The organism is Algimonas arctica (genome assembly GCF_014652695.1).
Classification (GTDB): Bacteria; Pseudomonadota; Alphaproteobacteria; order Caulobacterales; family Maricaulaceae; genus Litorimonas; species Litorimonas arctica.
In genome coordinates, this window is sequence record NZ_BMZH01000009.1 from 12,928 (window position 1) to 34,183 (window position 21,256).

The window sequence follows — 21,256 nt, forward strand, 5'->3', positions numbered from 1 at the left end:
CTTGCGGCGGCGAAATACCCGCCCCATTAGTCGCTTGAAGTATTGCGGAGCCTGAGGTTCCGCATTTATCTTTTAGAAGCGCGAGGACCGACAGGCCCTGCCGTAATTTATCGGGCGAATGCGTCTGTCGCGATGGCCGATGTGCAGGTGATGATAAAGCCGAGTGTTGCGGCGCCGATTTTCTTTACATTCCGAGTCATAAAATTCAAAATTCCGTAGTGTGTGATGGACAGTATCAGTGTCCTGTTTAATTTCGTTTCGATCGAGACTGGGTTAGATCAAAGTCTCAAGACGATTGTGATATCGCATGGTTGTGGATTAGGCAGAATAGCCATGAATGCCGCACCATCTATGCATTAATGGGAGCCTTGGACGTAGTCTCGCCTCTTTTTTAAATTAATTGACGCAAGCTATGTTTTATTGGGCAGCTGAAATAGTCAGCCGATGCCCTGCTGCGGGCGCGTATTGTTGAATTTTTGTGCAAAAATAAGGCTGATTGGGTCTCGTTTTTCATGTGAAGTCGCATATAGCTCAACCTCCATGGCCTCTTGCCCCTTGCGCCCCTATTTGCGACATGCGCGACTTAACTTACTCTTCGGACGCGTTCACCCATGCCCAGCTTAACATTCCCTGACGGCAACATCCGTGACTATGACGACGGCGTTACGGCGCTTGAGGTTGCCAAGTCGATATCCTCTGGCCTGGCCAAGAAAGTCTTGGCGGTGAAGCTGGACGGTGTGTTGCTGGATGCGACGCGGCCGATCACCGCTGACGCTAAAATCGAACTGGTGACAGCGAAAGACCCGGAAGGGTTGGAGTTGATCCGGCATGATGCGTCGCACGTGATGGCGGAAGCCGTGCAAGAGCTTTTCCCCGGCACGCAGGTCACGATTGGGCCCGTCATCGAAAATGGCTTTTATTACGACTTCCACCGCGAGGAGCCGATTTCTGAGGATGACTTTGCAGCTATCGAGAAGAAAATGGCATTCATCATCAATCGCAATGACAAGTTCGTGCGCGAGGAAATGGATCGGAACGCTGCGATTAAAATGTTCCGCGACATGGGCGAAACGTTCAAGGCTGAGTTGATCGAGGACCTGCCCGAGAGCGAAACCATCACTGTTTACCGTCAGGGCAACTGGTTCGACCTCTGCCGTGGCCCGCATTTGCCGAGCACAGGCAAGATCGGCAAAGCGTTCAAATTGATGAAAGTCGCGGGCGCTTACTGGCGCGGGGATAGCAATAATCCGCAACTGCAGCGGATTTACGGTACCGCTTGGGCAAGCCAAGAAGATCTGGACGCGCACCTAAAACAAATCGAAGAAGCCGAAGCGCGCGACCATCGCCGTTTGGGACGTCAGTTGGAGCTGTTTCACTTTCAAGAGGAAGCGCAAGGGCAGGCATTCTGGCACCCCAACGGCTGGATGATTTACACAACGCTGATGGCCTATATGGCCCGCCGCCAGCGCGAATATGGCTATGCGGAAATTAAAACGCCGCAGTTGATGGATCGCAAATTCTGGGAGGCATCTGGCCACTGGGAGAAATATCGCGAGAATATGTTTGTCGCCGAAATCGCCGAAGAAGATAAAGTTCTCGCGCTGAAACCGATGAACTGTCCGTGTCATATTCAAGTCTTTAATCAGGGCATGAAATCCTATCGTGACTTGCCGGTGCGCTACGCGGAATTTGGCTCCTGCCACCGCTATGAGCCATCTGGGGCGCTGCATGGCCTCATGCGCGTACGCGGTTTCGTGCAAGATGACGGGCATATTTTCTGTACGCTGGATCAAGTCACGGACGAGGTCAAAGCGTTCACCGAACTCTTGAAATCCGTCTATGCCGACCTCGGTTTTGATGATGTCAAAGTCAATTTTTCAACCCGTCCCGACACGCGCGTCGGATCCGATGAATATTGGGATATGTCTGAAAAAGCGCTTGGAGAAGCGGCAGAAGCGTCCGGATTGGAAGTCATCTTGAATGAAGGCGATGGCGCGTTTTATGGCCCGAAACTCGACTTTGTCTTGCGCGATGCAATTGGACGGGAATGGCAGGCCGGGACGATCCAGCTGGACCCGAACATGCCCGAACGGCTCGGCGCGAGCTATGTCGGTGCGGATGATGCGAAGCACGCGCCGGTTATGTTGCACCGCGCGGTGCTCGGCAGTTTTGAGCGCTTCCTTGGCATCCTGATCGAAAATTATGCGGGTAAATTCCCGCTCTGGCTAAGTCCTGTCCAAGTCGTTGTCGCGACCATCACGTCGGATGCAGATGATTACGCCGCCGACGTTGTCGCCCAGTTGAACGCCGCCGGTCTTCGCGCCGAGCTGGATACACGCAATGAGAAGATCAATTACAAAATTCGTGAATTATCTGCGGATCGTAAAATACCCGTCATTGCTGTTGTCGGTCGCCGTGAAGCCGAAGAAGGCAAACTCGCGTTGCGTCGTTTGGGCTCGCAAGGACAAGAGATCGTGACCGTTGAGGATGCGATTGCGGCATTGACGATCGAGGCGACTGCACCGGACCTTAAGCGCTAAGCGTTTCTTGAACACAATGAAGGCCATACGGTTCATCGATGGATTTGCGAGTGTCTGGCTAGTTTTTTGGCTTAGCTTTATCGCAGTTTATATCCATTTTGGCGCGCTGGGGTTTTCTGGCTTAGTTATTCTTCTGGGGGCTGTTGGATGGCTCGTTTGGCTGGTCCATCGGGACGTGGTCCCGATGAATAGCCGCACGCTCATTGTCCCCGGTCTTGCCTTTGCGTTATTTTTTGGCTGGTTGTCACTCAGCGCGGCTTGGAGCCCTGCTGGGCCAGAGACGGCCTATCGTCTTGCGGGACAGGTGGCGTTGACGGCGGCCTTGCCTGCCTTGTTGTTGACGCGAACCGAATGGCGACGGACCCTGCTGAGCCAAATCCTGATGGCCGTTGCCTTCGCGGGCGTGGCCATATTGGCGCTGGATGTAGCGTCGGGTTATGGCATCAATACGTTTCTGGACCCTGTTGGTGTGGGAGAGGATTTGAACCAGCGGCAGGGTGATGCGGAGATGAATATTGGTCGCGGCCATGTCGCTTATGCCGTAATACTGCCCTTGCTCTTGGCGTTCTTTGCTACGCGTTTACCGCCGGGGCGGTTTTGGCCGACGACCATCACCTTTATCGCGTTGATCCTGATCGGAACTATGTTGAACCGCTTGTCGATCGTACCGATGATTATGCTCCTCGCCGCGCCGTTCTTTATCATGGGGTATAAAACGCCGCGATGGGGACTGCGCCTGTCGCTTAGCGCATTGGCGGCGTCGATTGTGTTTGCCCCGCTTGTCGGTGTCGTGTCCCGCATGGCCGGAGAGGGCACGATGGCGCGCCTCCCGATGAGTTGGGACCATCGACTACGGATGTGGGATTATAGCCTGTCGCGCATCACTGAATCGCCGTGGATCGGTAAGGGGCTCGATAGTTCGCGCAGTTTTCAAGAGGCTTTCACGACACGCATCGGCGTTGATGTACCGTTCGTGTCATTGCACCCGCATAATATTGGTCTGCAAACATGGGTCGAAGCGGGCGCCATCGGTGCGCTTTTGCTCACGTTGGCCATCGTTAGCCTTTATGCGCCGTTGCGTCGCCTTACGGGCGACCATGCGTGGCGAGGGGCGGCTGTCTCTGGCATGTTAATGAGCGCAACCGTGGCGAGCGCCGTGACTGTGGGGGCGTGGCAATATTGGTGGTGGGGACTATTGGGTCTCTGTTTGGCCCTTGTGTTACTGATTCCAACGAAACTCGACCTGTTATTGTGCGACGTTCCAGACGAAGTGCCGACCGATGAGCAATAGCACCGCACCGACAAAAAAGATCCGGATCAGTGTCGTCATGGTGTCCTACATGACGGGTCCGGCGCTGATCGAAGCGATCACAGCCGTGTGTAACGACGCGGATATTCATGAGTTGATTATTGTCGACAATGGCAATTCCACCGCTGATCGCGCGCAATTATTTCGGATTGCGCAGCGCAATCGGATGGTCCGTCTTTTACAAGGTCACGGCAACGTCGGCTTTGCGCGGGGCTGCAATTACGGCGCAGCGCTAGCGACCGGTGACAATCTCTTCTTCCTCAATCCCGATGCAAATATCGAAACCGGCGCCGCGCGCAAATTGGCTGAGGCTGGGGCCGCCGCTCAAACGCCGTGGATTGTGGGCGGAATGCTGCTAAATTCTAACGGTCAGGAACAGCGCGGGGCGCGGCGCGGCGTGCTAAACTTCGCCTCTGCTCTGGCCAGTTTTACACCTCTGCACCATCTGCCGGGTTTTCATTCCATCCACCGGGATGACGCCCCATTGCCCGAAGGTCCGGTGCCGATGCCAACCGTGTCTGGGGCCAGTATTATGACGGACCGGGCCTCGTTCGACCACATCGGAGGCTTTGATGGGGGGTATTTCCTGCATGTTGAAGACATCGCGATTTGCCGCGCTGTCCGGCAGGCGGGGGGTGCGGTTATCTTCGTTCCTAACGCGCGCGCAATGCACCACGGCTCCACGTCTGACGTCACGCGTTTGTGGGTGGAGTGGCACAAGCTAAAGGGATTTTTACGGTACTTCTGGACGACAGGCCCGGGGTTCGGCGTGAAACTTGCGACAATCTTGTGCGCGCCAATTATGGCCGTCATGTTGGCCGCGCGTTTCGTCATGTTGAGCTTACGCAAGGCCGTGCGCGATCGCTAACCCGGCCAACGCGCCATTCTGTGTTATAGAAGTCCCGAATGAGGGAGAATACTATGCAACTCGGTGCTTTTTGTATCAGTCTTGCCGTGGCGGACATCCACAAATCCAAAGCCTTTTACGCCGCGCTCGGGTTTACCGAAGTGGGCGGAAATATTGATCAAAACTGGCTGGTTCTCGCCAATGGTGACACTAAAATCGGTTTGTTTCAGGGGATGTTTGACAAGAACACGCTGACGTTCAATCCCGGCTGGGATCAGAGCGCACAAGAGCTCGACGTGTTCGAAGACGTTCGGGATATTCAAGCAAAGCTTAAAGCGGCGGGCTTGGATATTATCCGCGAAGCGGACCCAAAAGGGGACGGACCGGATTATGTCACCTTGCTTGATCCCGATGGAAACCCGGTTCTCATCGATCAGCATCGCGCAAAAGCCTAAGGCCTAAGGACTAAACACTTAGTCCGCGACAGCCCAGCGGTAGAGCTCAGCGACCGAACAGTTCTCCGTGAGGAAGACCGTCAAGCTGACGTTGCTCCCCTTGGCGTAATTCATCCCGGCAACGGTTTCGCCTTTCGTAGCGCAGGCGGGGGCAGCGGTATCGTCCGCGAGAATAAGCGCATCGCCGGGTTCTGCGGCGCGCGCTAATCGCGTCTGCGTGTCAGTCAGGAAAACCAGAGACGGTTCACGGTAATCCGGGGACGAAATGCGCATGCCTTCGGGGATTTTTGCGACGAGGCGCGGCGTGAGGTCAATCAAGGGGCTGTGACCAATGACGCCCCCAAATCCAATGCCGAGGAATAAAGCCGTCAAGGTGAGCGCGCGCTTGTCCTGTTGGCGGAGGAGGCAGACACCCGCCGAGAGGGCGAGCGCGATCATCCCTATCGCAATTACTCCGACCCAAATCGGGGGGGTGGCGGTCCACAGTGTCGCGGCAACACCGACAGATAATAGACCGCCGATCACGGCGGCGAGCGTCAATCCTGCGACTCTCGTTTTACGGGCGTCCGTAAGCTTCACCCATCCCGCGCCTGCCAGCAAGACCAGCGCCGGATAAAGGATGAGCGTGTAATGCGGCAGTTTGGTCGGAACCAACTCCAGAAGAATCCACATTGGCACAAGCCAAGCGATCAACAACCGAATGTCCTGATCCGCGCGCTGTTGCCACGCAAAGAAGACGGCAATCGGGACGGCGAAAATGCCGGGCCAAAACATGAATAGTGTCGTGATTAAATAATAGCCCGGCGCGCCGCCGTGGAATTCTTGTGCGCCTGCGATTTTACCGCCGAAATCCCGACCTATCGCTTCGGCAAAAAACGCGCCGTTCGTTTCCAAACCGATGGCTATAAACCACGGCACGGCCATCATGAGGGCGACTAGGATCGGCAGAGGCTTCATAATGGACCGGACACGCGCGGCGGATCGGTTCCAGATCGCATCAACGGCAAGGGCCAAGATGGCAAGACCCAACAGGATAGGCCCCTTGAGCAACATTCCCAACGCGAGGCCTAACCATGTCGGCCAGGCTCTGCGTGTCGCCAGACCGTAAAGGACCACAGCGCTGGCCCCGGCCAACATCGCATCCGTCTTGGCAAGATGGGCTTCGAACACAAGCGAGACGGAGACGGCAAGGAGGCCCGCGCTTATGACTGCCTCGCGGCGTCCAAACAGGGCCGCGCCGCATAGATACGTCGCCCATATGGCAATCAGAGCCCCCAAAACACTCGGTAATCGGTGGGCCCAGATGGCGCGTTCGCCGCGTTTCACATCGTCAATTTGTCCTGTCGCACCAAGGCTCGCGAGTTGTGCCCAATATGCGCCCGCAGGTTTTTTGTGACGCGCTTGATCTTGAAAACGAATGTCAATGAGAGCCCCCGTCTCGACCATTTGGACGGTCGCTTGAACATACCGGCTTTCATCGCGGTCTATCGGGGGGATTGAGGCGAGACCGGGCAAAAACGCGAATAACCCAATGAGAGTCAAAAACAGAAGGTCGCGAAGCCGATTTGACGGGGTGTCGAGCATGTTTTGCAAATGCCTTGACCTGTCGCTGAGAGCAAGAGCCGCACTGCGCACTTGTTCGTTAGCGACACGCCTGCCAAAGCAAGACATGGCCAATGACACTCTATCTAAGCTCGCCCCGCCTGCTCTCGCTGTCGTCCTGCCCGCTTATAATGAATCCGGTAATCTAGGTCCCTTGATTACGGAGATTGACGCCGCGCTAAAGGATGTCGCGCACGAAATTGTTGTGACCGATGATGGATCGACGGATGATACGCAGGCCCGATTGATCGCGCTAAAGACTAAATTTCCTCAACTGCGTGTGCTGTCCCACCGCAAGAATGCCGGACAAAGCCGGGGGCTGCGCACGGCTATCATTGCGGCGCGCGCTCCTATGATTGCGACACTGGACTCAGATGGGCAGAACGTCCCTGCCGATATTCCCGCTCTTTACGCGCAAATAATCAGAGACGACGCGCCTGAGACATTGGGGATGGTTGGCGGGCGGCGCGCCAAACGCAAGGACACAGTGGCCAAGCGGCTGGGGTCGCGCATTGGCAATGGCGTTCGTAAACGTCTGCTCCATGATGAGGCTGATGATACCGGATGTGGGCTTAAAGTCTTTCGTCGTCAGGCGTTCTTAGAACTACCCTATTTTGATCACATCCACCGCTATCTGCCAGCCTTGATGCTGCGTGAAGGCTATGTCTGCGAATACCGTGATGTTGATCATCGGGAGCGCGGCGAAGGTGAAAGCAAATATACAAACTTCGGGCGATTAAAGGTCAGTATTGCGGATTTGCGCGGTGTCCGTTGGCTCATTAGTCGCGCACGACAGTCCGGTGGCTATGACGAAATATAGGCGCAAGACCGCGCAGACGTCTTTACCCGCCCTTAACGGGTCTGCGCGCAGGATAACGGTTAGTTAACCAAGTTTTGCGGGGCCGCACGATGCGCGTGCTTTCAGTTTTTCCTTTGATGACCGTCCCGGTCGTCATTTATAATCTTCTCGCCCTGACCGGTCAGGCTTTGTCCAGCGTGGACGAAATGCGCGTTCGTTTGGATACGGATTTCCTTGTTGTGCCTATGGCAAGTGGGGTCAATTGGGCGATTACACCGGGTCATGCGCTGACCAGCTTAGCGCTGGTTTGTCTTTTCTTTGAGCTCATCAAATCGACGGGTACAGGCCGAGCGGCTGTGATGAACCACGCGTTTTCGTTAATCTTATTCATCATCTGCCTCATCCAGTTTCTGTTGATGCCCGCGTTCGCGACCTCGGTCTTCTTCATTGTCGGAACAATGACCCTGTTGGATGTTTTGGCCGGCTTCATGGTCACGATCGCCTCGGCGCGGCGTGACTTTGGGGTCGATGCTGGCTTTGCGGATTGACGACGATGGGGTCTACGCCAAAAGATCCAACGACGATGGCACGGCAAACCCGTTCCCCTTTGCTTGAACCCGCGCTTTTGTCCGGTGCGCTCGCGCTGGCGGGGGCTTACGCCTTTGAAATGGGCGAAGACGGATATCTTGATTTTTCAGATCGCACCGCCTTGGAACGCTATCTAATCGAAAGTCCTGGTGCGCTACAAACGACGCAAGCCGACTGGGAAGGTCGGATGCTACGGCAAGATATGCGCGACAGACAAAACGCGGTCGGCTCACTCACCTATGACGGGGCGCGTTATCAATTGGACTACCCCTTACGCGATACAATGGGTGTGACGCGCCATGTGCGCGAAGTGGCCGAAGCGGTTGCGTGTGCCGATGGTCGCGCGACACTGGTTCGCGGTGTCATTATTGATCGGACCGATGATGTTCGAAGCGATGAAGCGACCGTGTGGCGGGCAAGGCATGACGCGCTGACGCGACTGCCTAACCGGGCCGCTTTGATGGAGGGGGGCACGCAACTCGCTGGATTGGGAGGCCGGATCGGTATTCCCGTTCACCTCCTACGGTTACGCCTTAGCAATCTGGAGACATTAACCGCGACATTTGGCGAGGGTTTACGCGAACAACTTTTGCAACAGGCCGCAGATCGGATGCAGGCGGCTTTACGGACGCCAGATTTGGTCGCGCGCTTAGACGGTCCGGACTTCGCCGCGGTGACACTCAATTCTGATCCCGATACATTGAGCTTACGCTTACGCGCGGCGGTCACAGCCGAACTATACCAAACTCCGTTTGGCCTTCTGGCATTAGAACTCGAATCGACCCGCGCGCCGCTCGACACGGTTGAGCGCGCATTGGCGATAACAAATCGGGCATTATCCGGTGATGATGCGCCCCTCGCACCGACGAAAACGCGCTTACCCAGTGTCTATGAAGCCTTAGACGAAGCGCTGTTAGAACTGGCCTTCCAGCCGATTGTTCACGCGGTGAGCCAAGACCTTCACCATCATGAATGTCTGTTGCGCCTGCGCGACGGTGCGGGACGTCTGTCGAGTGCGTTTCCCTTTATCGTAGCCGCAGAAGGGGCCGGTGAGGTTCACCGGATTGATCTCTTTGTCCTCGAACAAGCGGTTCCTTTTTTGGAAGCGGATAGCCGTTTGCATCTCGCTTTAAATGTCTCAGCCGGAACAATTGGCAATGACGCCCACAGCGTCGCCTATATTGATCAGCTGCGAAAACTCGGCCCGTTGACGAAGCAGATTACGCTCGAAATGACGGAAACGCTTGCGGTTGATGATCCCGCAAAGGCGTCGCGGTTTTCCGCCGAGGTACGCGGGTTGGGGTGTCGCTTTGCCGTGGATGATTTTGCGTCCGGACATACAAGTTTCCGAAACCTGCTTGCCGTCGAGGCTGATTGCATCAAAATTGATGGCAGTCTTGTGCGCGGCGTGGCGCTGGATGCTAACAAACAGGCATTCATTCGCATGATGGTCGATTTAGCCTCAACCTTCGCCGTCGAAACGGTGGCTGAAATGGTCGAAGATCGGGCCGATGCTCAAATTCTTGCGCGTCTGGGCGTAGATTATTTGCAAGGCTATTATTTTGGTCGGCCCGGACCCGCGCCGCATCAGCCCAATACGCCCGCAAGTCCGTCTCGCGCGGCATGACGGGTTGAGACGGTCGTGCTAAGCACACTCCATGCGTGAGTCCGCAGAACGTCTAGAGAGTTTCTACGCCACACCGCTCGGGCGGATGGCGTGCGATATGGCGTTAAGGCGATTGCGTACGCTCTGGCCTGATCTGGCGGGCAATAATGCGCTCGGGTTTGGCTATACTGCCCCGTATCTTGAGAGCTACCGCAAGAGCGCAAACCGCATCGTGCTGACTAATCCGTCAGGGCAGGGGGCGATCGCTCACCGCTCTTCGCGCGGCGTTATGGACTGTTTGGCAGATGAAACTTTGCTGCCATTCTCTGACGCGACCTTTGACCGTGTGCTGTGTGTTCATGCGGTGGAAGAGGCAGATGATCTACCAGGTTTACTGCGCGAGTTATGGCGCGTGACACAGCCCGAAGGGCGGATCGTGGTGATCGCGGCGGGTCGCTCTGGCCTCTGGGCACAACGCGATAGCTTGCCATTTGGCGCGGGGCGTCCTTTTTCCCGCAACCAACTTCGCGCGCAGTTGATCACAGCGGGTTTCAGCCCGACCGTCGGCGCGGGCGCGCTATACGGGCCGCCCGTGACTCGTCTATCGGGACCAAAAATTGCGTCAGGGTTCGAGCGGTTCGGCGAAACAATCTGTCCGGGTTTGGCCGGATTGGTGATGGTCGAAGCGATCCGGCGGCTCTATGTCGAACCTGACAGGCTGGAGACAGCGAAAGTGCGCGCGCCGCTATTTGGCAGCACCGCGCAACCGACCGTCGAGCGAAATGAGCGTGTGGAGACAACTGAATGAGCGGGAATTCCGATCTTGAGAAAGTCCGGCGAGAACTGGACCGGGTTGACCGGGCGATGCTTGGGCTGATTGCTGAACGATTGGCGCTGTCTGCGGATGTTCGCAAAGCCAAGGCAGGCGCGAAGCTCTGGCGGCCCGCCCGCGAAGATAGCCATGTGGCAGATTTGGTCTCGATGGCGCAGGGCACGGACACGCCACCCGCACTGGTCTCTCGTATCTGGGCGGAATTAATGAGCGCCTCAATTTCTGTGCAGGGCTCAACCCGGCTGCACTTTGCGCTCGAAGGCGATACGCGGACGAATTTGGCGCTGATCCGAGACCGGTTTGGCGGAAGTTTGCCGCTACTCTCCTACCCGACAAGCTCTGCTGCGCTCGCGGCCGCGTATGGAGACGATGAAGGGATTGCGGTTGTACCGGCCCCGGGTGGCATGAATAATTGGTGGACGTCGCTCGCACCCGGCGGGGCCATGTCTGATTTCAAGATTGTCGCCGCCTTGCCGCGCATCGAATTAAAAGACGGACGGCAAGGTTGGCCGCAAGCCGTCGCCGTGGCGGCGATTGATCTCGATCTGGCGAATGGCCGCGTGCTCTGCGCCATTCGCGGTAAAGCCAAGGGGACACTTCGCGCCGAAAGCGGGGACTTGTGCCTCTACGAAATGAATGGCGCAGACGGGGTGGATCGAAACGACGTGATCGGCTACCTGCCGCCTCCAGTTTCAAGCTAGGGTTTTCATGTCGTTTGACTCCATTCTTATTATTGGCGCGGGTTTAATCGGGAGCTCGATTGCGCGCGCCGCTAAATCCAAGGCGGGCGTGTTTACGGTCTGGGTCGCGGACCGATCGGCCGATGTGGTTGAAACGGTTGAACGCTTGGGCTTTGCCGATGGTGTGGCGGAAGGTCCGGCCCATCACTTCGCTGCCAAAGCTGATCTTGTCATCCTGTGTGTGCCGCCCGCAAAAATTGCTGAGGTCGCTGCCGGTATCCTACCCGTCATGAAACCGGGCGCGGTTCTCAGCGATGTAGGGTCCACAAAAAGCGCAATGATCAAGGCCATCCGCCCGCATTTGCGCGATGATGTGAGTGTTATTCCCGGCCACCCGATTGCCGGAACAGAATTCTCTGGTCCCGAAGCGGGCTTTGCCGAATTATTTGAAAATCGTTGGTGTATCCTGACGCCTTTGGACGACGCTCACCCGGACGTGGCGCGGCTGAGCGCTTTCTGGCAGGCGCTTGGATCCAATGTTGAGCTTATGGACCCGGATCGCCATGACACCGTCCTCGCCACGACCAGCCACGTGCCGCATTTGATCGCCTACACATTGGTGGGCACAGCCGTGGATATGGAAACCGTCACGGGCGATGAAGTCGTCAAGTTTTCGGCCAGTGGATTCCGAGATTTCACCCGCATCGCCGCGTCCGATCCGGTCATGTGGCGGGATGTGTTCCTCAGTAACCGCGAAGCGACATTGGACGTGGTCGAACGGTTTATTGAGGATTTGACCGCCTTGAAACGGGCGATCCGTTGGTCCGACGGCGAAACCTTGCTCGATCACTTTGCCAAAACGCGCGACATCCGCCGCCGTATCGTTGAGTCCGGTCAAGATGAACCCAACTTTGGGCGGGACGACTAGGAACGACTTATGTTGCAGATGCGGCCAAATTGTGAGCGGTGCGATGTGGACCTCCCCGCAGATGAAACTGGCGCGCTGATTTGCTCCGTCGAATGTACGTGGTGCGAGGCCTGCAACGCGTCGGTGCTCAAGACTGTCTGTCCGAATTGCGGGGGGATGCTGAGCGCGCGTCCGACGCGGTCAAAACGACTGCTTGAAAAATATCCAGCCTCAACCAAACGCGTGCTTAGTCAACAGGGCTAGGTTCAACCTCATGAGGGGTGGTGAGCTCATCCTCTGAGAGAACAGGTTCGCGCATATTAGCGCCTTTGGGTCGTCCACGCGCCATGACCAAAAGATATTTGCCATATTCACCGGCGAGGCGGCGAAAGCGTCCGCCGTCGCTCCACCATTGATTTCGGGATTCGTTTCGGACGGGAACGGCCGTGATCCGAAGTCCCGCCATTTCGTAACCAATTTCGACCTGCGCGCGCGGCATATGATAAGAGGATGTGACGAGGATAATATGGTCATAACCTAACGCCTCGGCCCAGGCCGCCGTCTCGCGGGCATTCCCACGTGTATCGAGCGCAGCGTAATCAACATCCATGCAGCAGACTGCGGTGTCGTCAGATAAACCCGCGAGGCGGGAGACAACCGCTTCCGTGAGGCTCGTATTAACGCCGGAGATGAGCAACCGTTCGCCCAACCCTTGTTCCATCAACGCGCCAGCCTTTTCTAGACGGCCGCCCCCGAGGCCCGTCCAGACGACGATCCCATCGGCCTTCGGCAAGTCTATCGGCGTGTCTAAATTATCGACATAGCTTGCAAAGGCAATGAATCCGCCGGCCAGTCCGCCCAATAAAAGCGCCGTGAGAAAGCCGAATAACCGACGCTTGCCCCGGCCCGGTTTTGCAGCCTTCTGAGGCGTTCTTTTGTGTGTGCGGCGGCTCATGCGCGGCGCCGTTCATCACGCAATTGACGCAAAGACGACCACCCCGCGGCTATGGCGCAAATGACCGCAAAGGCCGTGCAGAGCAGGATGAGCGCAACCCCATCCGTGAACCCGTCCATAATACCGCGCCACCCGACAGAGCCTTGCCCCGGCCCGACAGAGATGAAAATCCAGACAAATACGGCGAAGCCTGCGCCGAGGGCTGCGCCCACAAGACCGCGCCGTGCCGCTTGTCCCACAAATAGCCACGCAATAAAGCCATCCGTCGCGCCCGCTTGGACCAGAACATGGATGATATCGCGTTGTGCGGCTAATCCCGCGCGTGTCGCGAACATACTCACAGCGGTTGCCGCCAACCCGATCAGCGCGACGAGACCGATACCAAGTAACACCAAACGTCCGACGGTCTGTTTTAACTGTCCCGAAAAGCGAGAGTGGTCATCTATCACGGTCTTTAAGCTGGCTTCGGAGAATTGGCGCTCTAAGGTTTCAATCGGGAGCTTAATCTCTGAGTCGATCCGGATCACGCCAGGAATGGGAAGATCGGGCGGCAAGGTGCCGTCGCCGAGCCAAGGTTGGATTAACGCGGCTGATTGCTCGCGCGACAATAGGGTCAGGCGGGCCTCCGGTATAGCGGCGCGGAGAATGTCACGCGTGGCAATCGTTTGCGTCTCGCGTTGTGCCTCACTTGAAATCAGCAACTGCACTGTCGAGCTTTGCGTTAGCTGTGCCGTCCAGCGGTCTGATAAACGGTCTGCGCCATTCGCAAACATCAAGGCGAGCGCGGCCAGAAACGCCATGACGGTCAATACAACGAGCAAGGCCCGCCCCTGTTCAGGGCGTGATGGCAATAAGGGTTGTTGCGTTGCGAGCGGTTCGATCATGTCGTGCGCCCCGATTTATTGGCTGGCACCCGCCCGCCGCTCAATCGGCCGTCTTGTAAATGGATTGTGCGGGCACTGACATTCTCAATCAGGCCGAGATCATGTGTCGCAATCAGCACGGTCGCGCCCATCCGGTTCATTTCTGCAAACAGCCGTAACAGTCGCGCGCCGATTTCTGGATCGACATTGCCAGTCGGCTCATCCGCGATCAAAAGATCTGGCTTGGCGATAACGGCACGCGCAATGGCGCAACGTTGCTTTTCCCCGCCTGACAACGTCGGGGGCAGAGCGTTACGACGATGACCCAGACCGACCCAATTCAAAAGCTCGTTTACATCAGGGATATAGTCTGACCGTGTGCGGCCTGCGACACGCAAGGGCAGGGCGACATTTTCCCAAACAGAGAGGTGATCGATAAGACGGAAGTCCTGCAACACGACGCCGACCCGCCGTCGCAAGACTTGCAACTCTGATGACTTAAGCGTCGACACATCTTGACCAAACAGGTGAATCAGCCCGCGTGAGGGCTTGAGCGATAAATAGGCCAGTTTGAGCAAACTCGATTTGCCCGCGCCAGATGCGCCCGTCAGAAAAGTGAAACTGCCCTGCGGTAGGGTCAAATCAACATCACACAGGACTTCCGGCCCACGCCCATAGCGCAAGCCGATACGCTGTAAATCAAGAGTAGGTGCGCCGGTAGAAGTCATAGATAGGTGTGTGTCTGAGGTCTCGTTAGAAATGGGGCCGATTCGGGTAATCTGTGACGAAGCCATAACAGGATGGCTGGTGCGTTCGCTGGACAATCTCGACGCTCTGGTCAAGAACATCAAGACAAAGTCGCTGCGACTCGGGGGAGGGCTGGATGAAAAAGAGACAACTCTGTCCTGATATGGGGGTTGAAATGTCCAATGGGAGTGTTTTGTGAGCGCGCTTGTTATTACCTGTCCGGATTGTGGCACGCGTTACAAAGCGACCGCGGCCAGTATTGGCGACGACGGTCGAACGGTCCGGTGTGTAAAATGCGAGTCGACTTGGTTCGTGCCTGCGCCGGACGTGATTGATACGATTATTTCTGATCCAGATGCTCTGGCGCTTGCCGATAATATTGCGGCGCAAAATCAGCCCGCGTTTACGGCTGAGCCTGAATCATCGCTAGACCCCGATCCTGTCGCAATAATTACGGGATCAGTTGCCGCGGCTCCTCCCCCCGTATCTTCTGTTTCAGAAGCACCCTCAGACCCGGTTTCGCCTGTTGCGCAAGAGTCTCAACCGGAACCCGCCCCGACTGTTGGCGCCGATGTAATGATGCGCGATCATGTGGACCGTAAAAAGCTTTATCGTCGACGTAGGACGATCCGTTTTATCTGGGCGGTTCCGATCCTTTTGGTCATAGTCGCGGCCATTATCGCGTATTTTAATCGACAGGAGATTGTGAATCGTATTCCGCAAATGGCGTCGGTCTATCAAATGATCGGGGTTGAGGTCCGGGCGGGTGGATTGGAAATTGATCCGCCGCAGGCGCGCACTATTTTGATCGACGGGCAACCTGTTATCCGCGTTGAGAGCGTTGTGCGTAATTTGACCAATAAGCCTAAAACTGTCCCACTCATTGAACTGACCTTGCACGATAGTGACGGTCAGGGGTTAATCCAGTGGTATGTGGAACCTGATCCGGCCCAAATCGGCGCGCGGGGACGTCTGGTCTTCACCAGCGAAATCGCCAATCCCCCCGCCGGAGCCATCGGCCTGCGTTATCGATTTTCCGACGATATACAGCTGTCAGCGGCTAGCGGGTTATGATGGCGAGGCCATCACCCTGACGCCCCGCAGGCAATCGCCGCACGACGACCCCAGACTTAAATTCGACATCCGCCACCGTATTCACGCCCGTTTCTGCGACATAGATATGTTCGCCATCGTCTGAGAATAAGATCGTGACTTGCGCCGCGCTAGAGCCGCCGCTGACCAGGATAGTACGAAGCATTCTGCGGGTTTCCACGTCAATCACCGAGAGGCTTCCATCTAGCAAATTTGAGGTCACGGCATAGCGGCCGTCCGGAGAAATTTGCAGGCGTAACGGGAATTTTCCGACCTCGAGACTGTCGATCTGCTCGAGCGTTGCTGCGTCATAAACGATGACGGTGTTGGCTTCGCGGTTACTAATCCACAATTCTGTGCCGTCTGGCGTCAAGTCGATGCCTTCCGTGCCCGCGCCAGCGGGAACGGTCTTGATGAGGGTGTCCGTCTCTAAATCTATCAGGCTGATAGATCCCGCGCCGAGGTTTGCTGTGTAGGCTTTGGTCCCGTCCGGGCTCACTTTGACCATATGAGTGCCAGCCTCGTTCGTCTGTATGCCGACGATTGTGCGATCCGGCGCAATTTCGACAATCGACTGGTTGCCTTCTGTGGAGGCAATGATCCGCCCGTCATCCAGCCATTGAATACCGTGAGGGCGCGTGTGTTCGCCTAAATCGATCGTTTCGACGATGACACGGCGATCAAGATCGAAAATGTCGATGTGATGATCTTGATAATTGACCACGGCGGCCTGTGTTTTGTCGGGCGACGGCACAATTTCGTGCGGCCAACCGTGGCTGGTCGGCACGCGGGCCAATTCCTCGCCGCTCATCAGATCAATAAAGCTGACCGTATCTTCGCCCTTGTTCCCAACCAGTAGGAGCGGCGAGGGTGAGTTTGCTATATTCTGAGGCGCGTCACTCTGAGCGGGTTCACCGTTGGCGGCACAGGCTGCGAGGAGAATGGCTGATCCGAAAAGCCAATGTTTCATTTTCTTGCTCTTGCGGTCTTTTTGCTGCGGCCCGGGACGGCTTCGCTGGCGAGCGTGTCCGCGCGCTCATTGCCGAAATCGCCCGCGTGACCTTTGATCCAACGCCAGTCGATGTCACGGGTTGCGGCCAACGCATCGAGGTCTCGCCACAGGTCTTCATTTTTGACGGGTTTTTTGGCGGCTGTCTTCCAGCCGCGTTTTTTCCAACCGGGCAGCCATTCTTGCAGCCCTTTTAGGACATAGGTCGAGTCAGAATACAGGACGGTTTTACCGGTCCAGCCCGGCTTGATCGCCTTCAACGCCTCAATCACGGCCTGCATTTCCATGCGATTATTGGTCGTCTCGGGTGCGCTGCCACTGAGTTCTTTTTGTTTTTTACCATGGAACATGACCACACCCCAGCCACCCGGACCGGGGTTTCCAGAGCAGGCACCGTCTGTGTAGATGACTAAGGCGCCGTCTAGATCGCCGGCCTCAAAAATATCATTACTCATGCAGCGGGGGCTTTTTCAGGAAGAAGCTGACGCGGCAAACGGAAGATGACGTTTTCATCCGTGACGCGGAATTCACGCAAATCTACATCATATCGAGAGCGCAGCGCCGCCAATACGCCGTGCATGAGATATTCTGGCGCTGAGGCACCAGCTGACAGGCCTATTTTATCAGCGCGGTCAACAGAGTCCCAGTCAATCGATTCTGCGGAACTGATCAAATATGCCTCTTTCGTCCCCGCCGTGAGCGCCACTTCGACGAGGCGTTTGGAATTCGAGGAGGCGACAGACCCGATGACAAGCATCAGGTCACAATCGGTGGCGATGGCTTTGACCGCCGCTTGGCGATTCGTCGTCGCGTAACAAATATCTTCTTTAAAAGGCAGGGCGAGGCTCGGGAAACGCGACTGTAAGATCGCAATCAGCGCGGATGTATCGTCAACGGACAAGGTTGTTTGTGTGACTAAAGCAAGATTGTCGGGGTCAGTGGGCTGATAGTTGCGCGCATCGTCTTCGGTCTCGATCAAGGTGATTTCACCGGGCGCGAGCTGCCCCATCGTACCGATGACTTCTGGGTGGCCCGTATGACCGATCAGCAGGATATGCTTACCGGCACTATGGTGGCGTTCCGCTTCGACATGAACTTTGGAGACAAGCGGGCAGGTCGCATCGAGGAAGTTCAGGTCGCGCGCGGCGGCGGCTTTGGGCACAGATTTCGGCACACCGTGGGCGGAAAAAACGACTGGGCGGTCATCCGGGCATTCGTCTAATTCTTCGACAAACACGGCGCCGAGATCCCGCAGGCGATCCACAACATGACGGTTATGCACGATCTCATGCCGAACATAGACCGGCGCGCCATATTTCTTGAGGCTTTCCTCAACAATTTGGATGGCCCGATCCACGCCAGCGCAGAAGCCACGCGGGCTCGCCAGAAGGACAGACTTCGATTTACGTTCGGGGCTCATGCGGACCTTGTCTTAAAGCTCTGTTAGGTACGGCGTGTTTCGGTGTCCACGTGTTGCGCAGACCCCGTTCGGCGGTTAAGCAACGTCCTAACAACGCGTCGCGACCCTGCCAAGGCCTGACCACGGTCGGTAGGGAATACGGCCAGACCATGACCACAGTTGATCGTTCATGAAAAAAATTATTACTCTCGCGATTGTCGGTGCGCTGTCACTCGCAGGTTGCAAGTCCACGGCCGAGGCTCTCAGCATAGGGGAGGCCGGTGACCGAAACTCTGGGCCATGCCCACGGGCTTTTGCACTCTACGATGCCGCGCGCATTGTTGAGTTTCGGAACGAGAATCAACGCTATGAGGATGTCGGATTCACCGGGCAAATCACCAAGGTCCGCTCGCTTTGCCGGTATGTCGGGGATAATCCAATCACCGGGAGCGTCGATATTACCTTTGAGCTGGGTCGCGGTCCGGCGGCATCGCAATCAGAGGCCGTCTATCAATATTGGGTCGCGATTACGCGCAAAAACATCGCGGTCATTGATAAACAGACCTTCCCATTACGCGTGACATTCCCGGCCGGCGTTGACCGTTTGACGATTACAGAATCGATCGACGATTATTCGATTGCCCGGGTCAATGACACGACATCAGGAGAAAACTTCGAAATTATCGTTGGTTTTGAAGTCACAACTGAACAGCGCACCTTTAATGCCGAAGGTCGTCGTTTCCGTGTGGGTGCCGGACAAGAATAGAGCTGAGTTGATGACATTGCAGTCCCGCCTATCCGACGCTTTTGGCGAGGCGTTTGCGGCCTTGGGCCACGATGCTACCTTTGGAGTGGTGGTTGAAAGCAGCAAGGGCGATGCCCCGTATCAATGCAACGGCGCTATGGCCGCGGCGGGCGCGGCCAAAAAGCGCGGCGAAAAACTCAATCCGCGTGACGTCGCGAGCGCAGTGGCGGCCCATCTAGCGGATAACCCGCTGATTGAAACGCTCGAAATCGCGGGGCCGGGGTTCTTGAACATCACCCCGTCGGCACAGGCGCTGGCTGAGACCGCACAGGCTATTTCTGAGGACCCGATACGCGGTCTTTCTGCCGGTGCCGAGTTGACGATCGTTATTGATTATGGCGGCGCGAACGTCGCGAAACCCATGCATGTTGGCCATCTTCGCAGCGCCGTCATTGGCGAGGCGCTGAAACGCTTGATGCGCGCGCGCGGCCACACCGTCATTGGTGACGCCCATTTGGGTGATTGGGGCCTGCAAATGGGTCATCTCATTAGTGAGCTTGCAATCGAACAGCCGAGCCTAATCTATTTTGATGAGGCCTATGACGGTAATTATCCTGATATATCGCCCGTGACGATGGACGACCTCGCGCGGCTATACCCGCAGGCTTCCAATGCTGCGAAAGATGACGCGGACCGGATGGAACTGTCCCGCGTTGCAACCGCGGATCTGCAGGCCGGACACAAGGGGTATCGCGCCCTGTTGGACCATTTCATCGCTGTCTCGGTTGAGGCGCTCAAAGAGGGCTATGGCCGTCTCGGCGTCGAATTTGATTTGTGGAACGGCGAAGCCTGTGTCGATCCGTTGATCCCTGATATGGTCGAAGAACTGCGTCATGCGGGTTTGGCCGAAGAAGATGGCGGCGCGCTGATCGTCCGAATTGAACGCGAAGACGATAAAAAAGAAATGCCGCCGGTCATGTTGCTCGCCAGCTCTGGCGCCGTGCTATACCACACGACGGACCTCGCTACGCTGGTTGATCGCAAGGCGCAGATCAATCCTGATCTTATTCTCTATGTCGTCGATCAGCGCCAAGCGCTACATTTTGAGCAAATCTTCCGCGCGACGGCGAAGGCTGGATGGTTCCGCGAAGATCAGCTGGAGCATTTGGGCTTTGGCACGATGAACGGCACCGACGGTAAGCCGTTCAAGACCCGTGACGGCGGCGTTCTGCGCCTCGAAGATCTTATGGAAATGATGCAGACAGCCGCAGAAACGCGACTGACAGAATCAGGCATTGGCGCAGATTTTGATCCAGAGGAGCGGGCTGAAGTCGCCCGACTTGTTGGGCTTGCAGCGTTAAAGTTCGCGGATTTGCAAAATGCCCGCCTGACCAATTATGTTTTTGATCCGGAACGGTTCACGGCGTTTGAAGGCAAAACCGGACCCTATTTGCTCTATGCGGCTGTGCGCATTAAATCGATCTTACGCAAAGCGGATGATATGGGCGCGGCGTTCGGTCCGATTATACCAGAAGACCCCGCCGAAGTGGCGCTGGTTCTTGCGCTAGACGCCTATCCCAAAGCGATCGCGCTGGCCGCAGAAAAGCGCGCACCGCACATTCTTTGCGACCATGTTTATGGTTTGGCGCAAGCATTTTCGCGGTTTTATACCAATTGTCCCATCCTTGTGGACGAGACTCCGGAAGTAATACGCGCGTCACGCTTGTCACTCGCGAAAGCCACGCTTGAGCAGTTAGAGCATGGCTTGGGAATTATCGGACTGGACGTGCCGGAGAAAATGTAAGGGCAGGCTTTACCCGACGGATTGACTGACCCCCGCCTGCGCGGAGGTCTAACTCGGTGTTGAGAATTGGTGGCGCCTATTTCAATTTTTTATCGGGGTGGACCCGGCTGTCTGTTGCCTGACGTCGCGATCAAACATTCCGCGTAAAGGTCGAGAATCGCTTCGCGGTTGTTTTCCCCCCACACGCCCACGCCTTTGAGTTTTGAGAGGATATCGAACGCGACTTCTTCTTTGGACTTGCCGGACATAGAGACGCCTTTTGCTGAGTAATTGTGCGAGGCGATATTACACAGAGTGATTAAGGGTTTGATCTATTCATCCAATTGACTCCGCCTCGTTAAACGCGCATTTCACGCCCACTTCCAACCCGTGGGAGAGAGCGGTGTCTTGAACATCGCCGCCGAAGGCGCAACCGCCGCCGGAAACGCTCAGGCACCCAGGACCACGGGTCGGTCAAATTGCTGGAAAGAGGTCCGC

The 21,256-nt window shown here is 56.4% G+C and carries 22 protein-coding genes and 1 riboswitch; of the genes, 14 read left to right on the top strand and 8 right to left on the bottom strand.

What is annotated here, in order from left to right; all coding sequences use genetic code 11:
• Nucleotides 1-611: 611 nt before the first annotated feature.
• The 4 genes from thrS to IE105_RS10720 are packed head-to-tail and all read left to right on the top strand — an operon-like array spanning nucleotide 612 to nucleotide 5,151.
• Entirely contained in the window at nucleotides 612-2,540 is a 1,929-nt protein-coding gene (thrS, locus tag IE105_RS10705) for a threonine--tRNA ligase (protein ID WP_189498297.1), read from the top strand.
• A gap of 16 nt (nucleotides 2,541-2,556) precedes the next feature.
• On the top strand, nucleotides 2,557-3,831 hold the full coding sequence (locus IE105_RS10710) for an O-antigen ligase family protein (protein WP_233354121.1): 1,275 nt from the start codon (nucleotides 2,557-2,559) through the stop codon (nucleotides 3,829-3,831).
• The gene (locus IE105_RS10715) at nucleotides 3,821-4,717 is read left to right on the top strand and encodes a glycosyltransferase (protein ID WP_189498301.1); all 897 of its coding nucleotides are present in this window, start codon (nucleotides 3,821-3,823) and stop codon (nucleotides 4,715-4,717) included. The genes IE105_RS10710 and IE105_RS10715 overlap by 11 nt, the downstream gene beginning before the upstream one ends.
• Before the next feature lie 53 nt (nucleotides 4,718-4,770).
• The gene (locus IE105_RS10720) at nucleotides 4,771-5,151 is read left to right on the top strand and encodes a VOC family protein (protein ID WP_189498303.1); all 381 of its coding nucleotides are present in this window, start codon (nucleotides 4,771-4,773) and stop codon (nucleotides 5,149-5,151) included.
• Nucleotides 5,152-5,169: 18 nt separating this feature from the next.
• On the opposite strand, the gene IE105_RS10725 is transcribed toward IE105_RS10720, so the two are convergent.
• Nucleotides 5,170-6,735, bottom strand: a complete 1,566-nt coding sequence (locus IE105_RS10725; protein ID WP_189498305.1) for an ArnT family glycosyltransferase — start codon at nucleotides 6,733-6,735, stop codon at nucleotides 5,170-5,172.
• An 85-nt stretch (nucleotides 6,736-6,820) separates the two neighbouring features.
• Between IE105_RS10725 and IE105_RS10730 the strand changes: the two genes are divergently transcribed.
• The 7 genes from IE105_RS10730 (at nucleotide 6,821) to IE105_RS15680 (ending at nucleotide 12,429) form a co-directional block, all read left to right on the top strand.
• Nucleotides 6,821-7,573 carry a glycosyltransferase family 2 protein gene (locus tag IE105_RS10730; RefSeq protein ID WP_189498307.1) on the top strand — a complete coding sequence of 251 codons (753 nt, stop codon included), beginning with the start codon at nucleotides 6,821-6,823 and terminating at the stop codon, nucleotides 7,571-7,573.
• A gap of 89 nt (nucleotides 7,574-7,662) precedes the next feature.
• A complete protein-coding gene (locus IE105_RS10735; RefSeq protein ID WP_189498309.1) occupies nucleotides 7,663-8,100 on the top strand; it encodes a hypothetical protein in 438 nt (145 codons plus the stop codon).
• 35 nt (nucleotides 8,101-8,135) lie between these two features.
• On the top strand, nucleotides 8,136-9,767 hold the full coding sequence (locus tag IE105_RS10740; RefSeq protein ID WP_189498311.1) for an EAL domain-containing protein: 1,632 nt from the start codon (nucleotides 8,136-8,138) through the stop codon (nucleotides 9,765-9,767).
• Between the two features lie 31 nt (nucleotides 9,768-9,798).
• On the top strand, nucleotides 9,799-10,554 hold the full coding sequence (locus tag IE105_RS10745; protein ID WP_189498313.1) for a class I SAM-dependent methyltransferase: 756 nt from the start codon (nucleotides 9,799-9,801) through the stop codon (nucleotides 10,552-10,554).
• Entirely contained in the window at nucleotides 10,551-11,279 is a 729-nt protein-coding gene (locus IE105_RS10750) for a chorismate mutase (RefSeq protein ID WP_189498315.1), read from the top strand. The genes IE105_RS10745 and IE105_RS10750 overlap by 4 nt, the downstream gene beginning before the upstream one ends.
• Before the next feature lie 7 nt (nucleotides 11,280-11,286).
• Nucleotides 11,287-12,186: a prephenate/arogenate dehydrogenase family protein gene (locus tag IE105_RS10755; RefSeq protein ID WP_189498317.1), complete on the top strand. Its 900-nt coding sequence runs from the start codon at nucleotides 11,287-11,289 to the stop codon at nucleotides 12,184-12,186.
• 9 nt (nucleotides 12,187-12,195) lie between these two features.
• A complete protein-coding gene (locus IE105_RS15680; RefSeq protein WP_189498319.1) occupies nucleotides 12,196-12,429 on the top strand; it encodes a DUF1272 domain-containing protein in 234 nt (77 codons plus the stop codon).
• On the opposite strand, the gene IE105_RS10765 is transcribed toward IE105_RS15680, so the two are convergent.
• The 3 genes from IE105_RS10765 to ftsE are packed head-to-tail and all read right to left on the bottom strand — an operon-like array spanning nucleotide 12,413 to nucleotide 14,711.
• Nucleotides 12,413-13,120: a YdcF family protein gene (locus tag IE105_RS10765; RefSeq protein WP_189498321.1), complete on the bottom strand. Its 708-nt coding sequence runs from the start codon at nucleotides 13,118-13,120 to the stop codon at nucleotides 12,413-12,415. The genes IE105_RS15680 and IE105_RS10765 overlap by 17 nt on opposite strands.
• On the bottom strand, nucleotides 13,117-14,004 hold the full coding sequence (locus IE105_RS10770) for a cell division protein FtsX (RefSeq protein WP_189498323.1): 888 nt from the start codon (nucleotides 14,002-14,004) through the stop codon (nucleotides 13,117-13,119). Before IE105_RS10770 ends, IE105_RS10765 begins: the two co-directional genes overlap by 4 nt.
• On the bottom strand, nucleotides 14,001-14,711 hold the full coding sequence (gene ftsE, locus IE105_RS10775) for a cell division ATP-binding protein FtsE (RefSeq protein WP_189498325.1): 711 nt from the start codon (nucleotides 14,709-14,711) through the stop codon (nucleotides 14,001-14,003). The genes IE105_RS10770 and ftsE overlap by 4 nt, the downstream gene beginning before the upstream one ends.
• 214 nt (nucleotides 14,712-14,925) lie before the next feature.
• Here ftsE and IE105_RS10780 point away from each other — a divergent pair, with 214 nt between their 5' ends.
• Nucleotides 14,926-15,804, top strand: a complete 879-nt coding sequence (locus IE105_RS10780) for an MJ0042-type zinc finger domain-containing protein (protein ID WP_189498327.1) — start codon at nucleotides 14,926-14,928, stop codon at nucleotides 15,802-15,804.
• Here IE105_RS10780 and IE105_RS10785 read toward each other — a convergent pair.
• The 3 genes from IE105_RS10785 to ispH are packed head-to-tail and all read right to left on the bottom strand — an operon-like array spanning nucleotide 15,791 to nucleotide 18,251.
• Nucleotides 15,791-16,792: a YncE family protein gene (locus IE105_RS10785; protein ID WP_189498329.1), complete on the bottom strand. Its 1,002-nt coding sequence runs from the start codon at nucleotides 16,790-16,792 to the stop codon at nucleotides 15,791-15,793. The two genes, IE105_RS10780 and IE105_RS10785, sit on opposite strands and share 14 nt — an antisense overlap.
• Complete coding sequence (gene rnhA, locus IE105_RS10790) at nucleotides 16,789-17,286, bottom strand: ribonuclease HI (RefSeq protein WP_189498331.1); 498 nt, start codon at nucleotides 17,284-17,286, stop codon at nucleotides 16,789-16,791. The genes IE105_RS10785 and rnhA overlap by 4 nt, the downstream gene beginning before the upstream one ends.
• Complete coding sequence (gene ispH / locus IE105_RS10795; protein ID WP_189498333.1) at nucleotides 17,283-18,251, bottom strand: 4-hydroxy-3-methylbut-2-enyl diphosphate reductase; 969 nt, start codon at nucleotides 18,249-18,251, stop codon at nucleotides 17,283-17,285. The genes rnhA and ispH overlap by 4 nt, the downstream gene beginning before the upstream one ends.
• Before the next feature lie 169 nt (nucleotides 18,252-18,420).
• Here ispH and IE105_RS10800 point away from each other — a divergent pair, with 169 nt between their 5' ends.
• The gene (locus tag IE105_RS10800) at nucleotides 18,421-18,996 is read left to right on the top strand and encodes a hypothetical protein (RefSeq protein WP_189498334.1); all 576 of its coding nucleotides are present in this window, start codon (nucleotides 18,421-18,423) and stop codon (nucleotides 18,994-18,996) included.
• A 10-nt stretch (nucleotides 18,997-19,006) separates the two neighbouring features.
• Nucleotides 19,007-20,779, top strand: a complete 1,773-nt coding sequence (gene argS / locus IE105_RS10805; RefSeq protein WP_189498336.1) for an arginine--tRNA ligase — start codon at nucleotides 19,007-19,009, stop codon at nucleotides 20,777-20,779.
• A gap of 89 nt (nucleotides 20,780-20,868) precedes the next feature.
• Here the strand turns inward: argS and IE105_RS10810 are convergent, their stop codons facing one another.
• Nucleotides 20,869-21,027, bottom strand: a complete 159-nt coding sequence (locus tag IE105_RS10810) for a hypothetical protein (protein WP_189498338.1) — start codon at nucleotides 21,025-21,027, stop codon at nucleotides 20,869-20,871.
• A 112-nt stretch (nucleotides 21,028-21,139) separates the two neighbouring features.
• Nucleotides 21,140-21,234, top strand: a riboswitch (glycine riboswitch).
• The last annotated feature ends 22 nt before the right edge of the window (nucleotides 21,235-21,256 follow it).

Bases quoted from the DNA above. Each gene is read 5' to 3' on its own strand.
- IE105_RS10785 (WP_189498329.1), bottom strand. From the start codon at position 16,792: ATGAAACATTGGCTTTTCGGATCAGCCATTCTCCTCGCAGCCTGTGCC.
- rnhA (WP_189498331.1), bottom strand. From the start codon at position 17,286: ATGAGTAATGATATTTTTGAGGCCGGCGATCTAGACGGCGCCTTAGTC.
- IE105_RS10710 (WP_233354121.1), top strand. From the start codon at position 2,557: ATGAAGGCCATACGGTTCATCGATGGATTTGCGAGTGTCTGGCTAGTT.
- IE105_RS10745 (WP_189498313.1), top strand. From the start codon at position 9,799: ATGCGTGAGTCCGCAGAACGTCTAGAGAGTTTCTACGCCACACCGCTC.
- IE105_RS10740 (WP_189498311.1), top strand. From the start codon at position 8,136: ATGGCACGGCAAACCCGTTCCCCTTTGCTTGAACCCGCGCTTTTGTCC.
- IE105_RS10800 (WP_189498334.1), top strand. From the start codon at position 18,421: ATGAAAAAAATTATTACTCTCGCGATTGTCGGTGCGCTGTCACTCGCA.
- IE105_RS10750 (WP_189498315.1), top strand. From the start codon at position 10,551: ATGAGCGGGAATTCCGATCTTGAGAAAGTCCGGCGAGAACTGGACCGG.
- argS (WP_189498336.1), top strand. From the start codon at position 19,007: ATGACATTGCAGTCCCGCCTATCCGACGCTTTTGGCGAGGCGTTTGCG.
- IE105_RS10715 (WP_189498301.1), top strand. From the start codon at position 3,821: ATGAGCAATAGCACCGCACCGACAAAAAAGATCCGGATCAGTGTCGTC.
- IE105_RS10755 (WP_189498317.1), top strand. From the start codon at position 11,287: ATGTCGTTTGACTCCATTCTTATTATTGGCGCGGGTTTAATCGGGAGC.
- IE105_RS10725 (WP_189498305.1), bottom strand. From the start codon at position 6,735: ATGCTCGACACCCCGTCAAATCGGCTTCGCGACCTTCTGTTTTTGACT.
- ispH (WP_189498333.1), bottom strand. From the start codon at position 18,251: ATGAGCCCCGAACGTAAATCGAAGTCTGTCCTTCTGGCGAGCCCGCGT.
- ftsE (WP_189498325.1), bottom strand. From the start codon at position 14,711: ATGACTTCTACCGGCGCACCTACTCTTGATTTACAGCGTATCGGCTTG.
- IE105_RS10735 (WP_189498309.1), top strand. From the start codon at position 7,663: ATGCGCGTGCTTTCAGTTTTTCCTTTGATGACCGTCCCGGTCGTCATT.
- IE105_RS10765 (WP_189498321.1), bottom strand. From the start codon at position 13,120: ATGAGCCGCCGCACACACAAAAGAACGCCTCAGAAGGCTGCAAAACCG.
- IE105_RS15680 (WP_189498319.1), top strand. From the start codon at position 12,196: ATGTTGCAGATGCGGCCAAATTGTGAGCGGTGCGATGTGGACCTCCCC.
- IE105_RS10810 (WP_189498338.1), bottom strand. From the start codon at position 21,027: ATGTCCGGCAAGTCCAAAGAAGAAGTCGCGTTCGATATCCTCTCAAAA.
- IE105_RS10770 (WP_189498323.1), bottom strand. From the start codon at position 14,004: ATGATCGAACCGCTCGCAACGCAACAACCCTTATTGCCATCACGCCCT.
- IE105_RS10720 (WP_189498303.1), top strand. From the start codon at position 4,771: ATGCAACTCGGTGCTTTTTGTATCAGTCTTGCCGTGGCGGACATCCAC.
- thrS (WP_189498297.1), top strand. From the start codon at position 612: ATGCCCAGCTTAACATTCCCTGACGGCAACATCCGTGACTATGACGAC.
- IE105_RS10730 (WP_189498307.1), top strand. From the start codon at position 6,821: ATGGCCAATGACACTCTATCTAAGCTCGCCCCGCCTGCTCTCGCTGTC.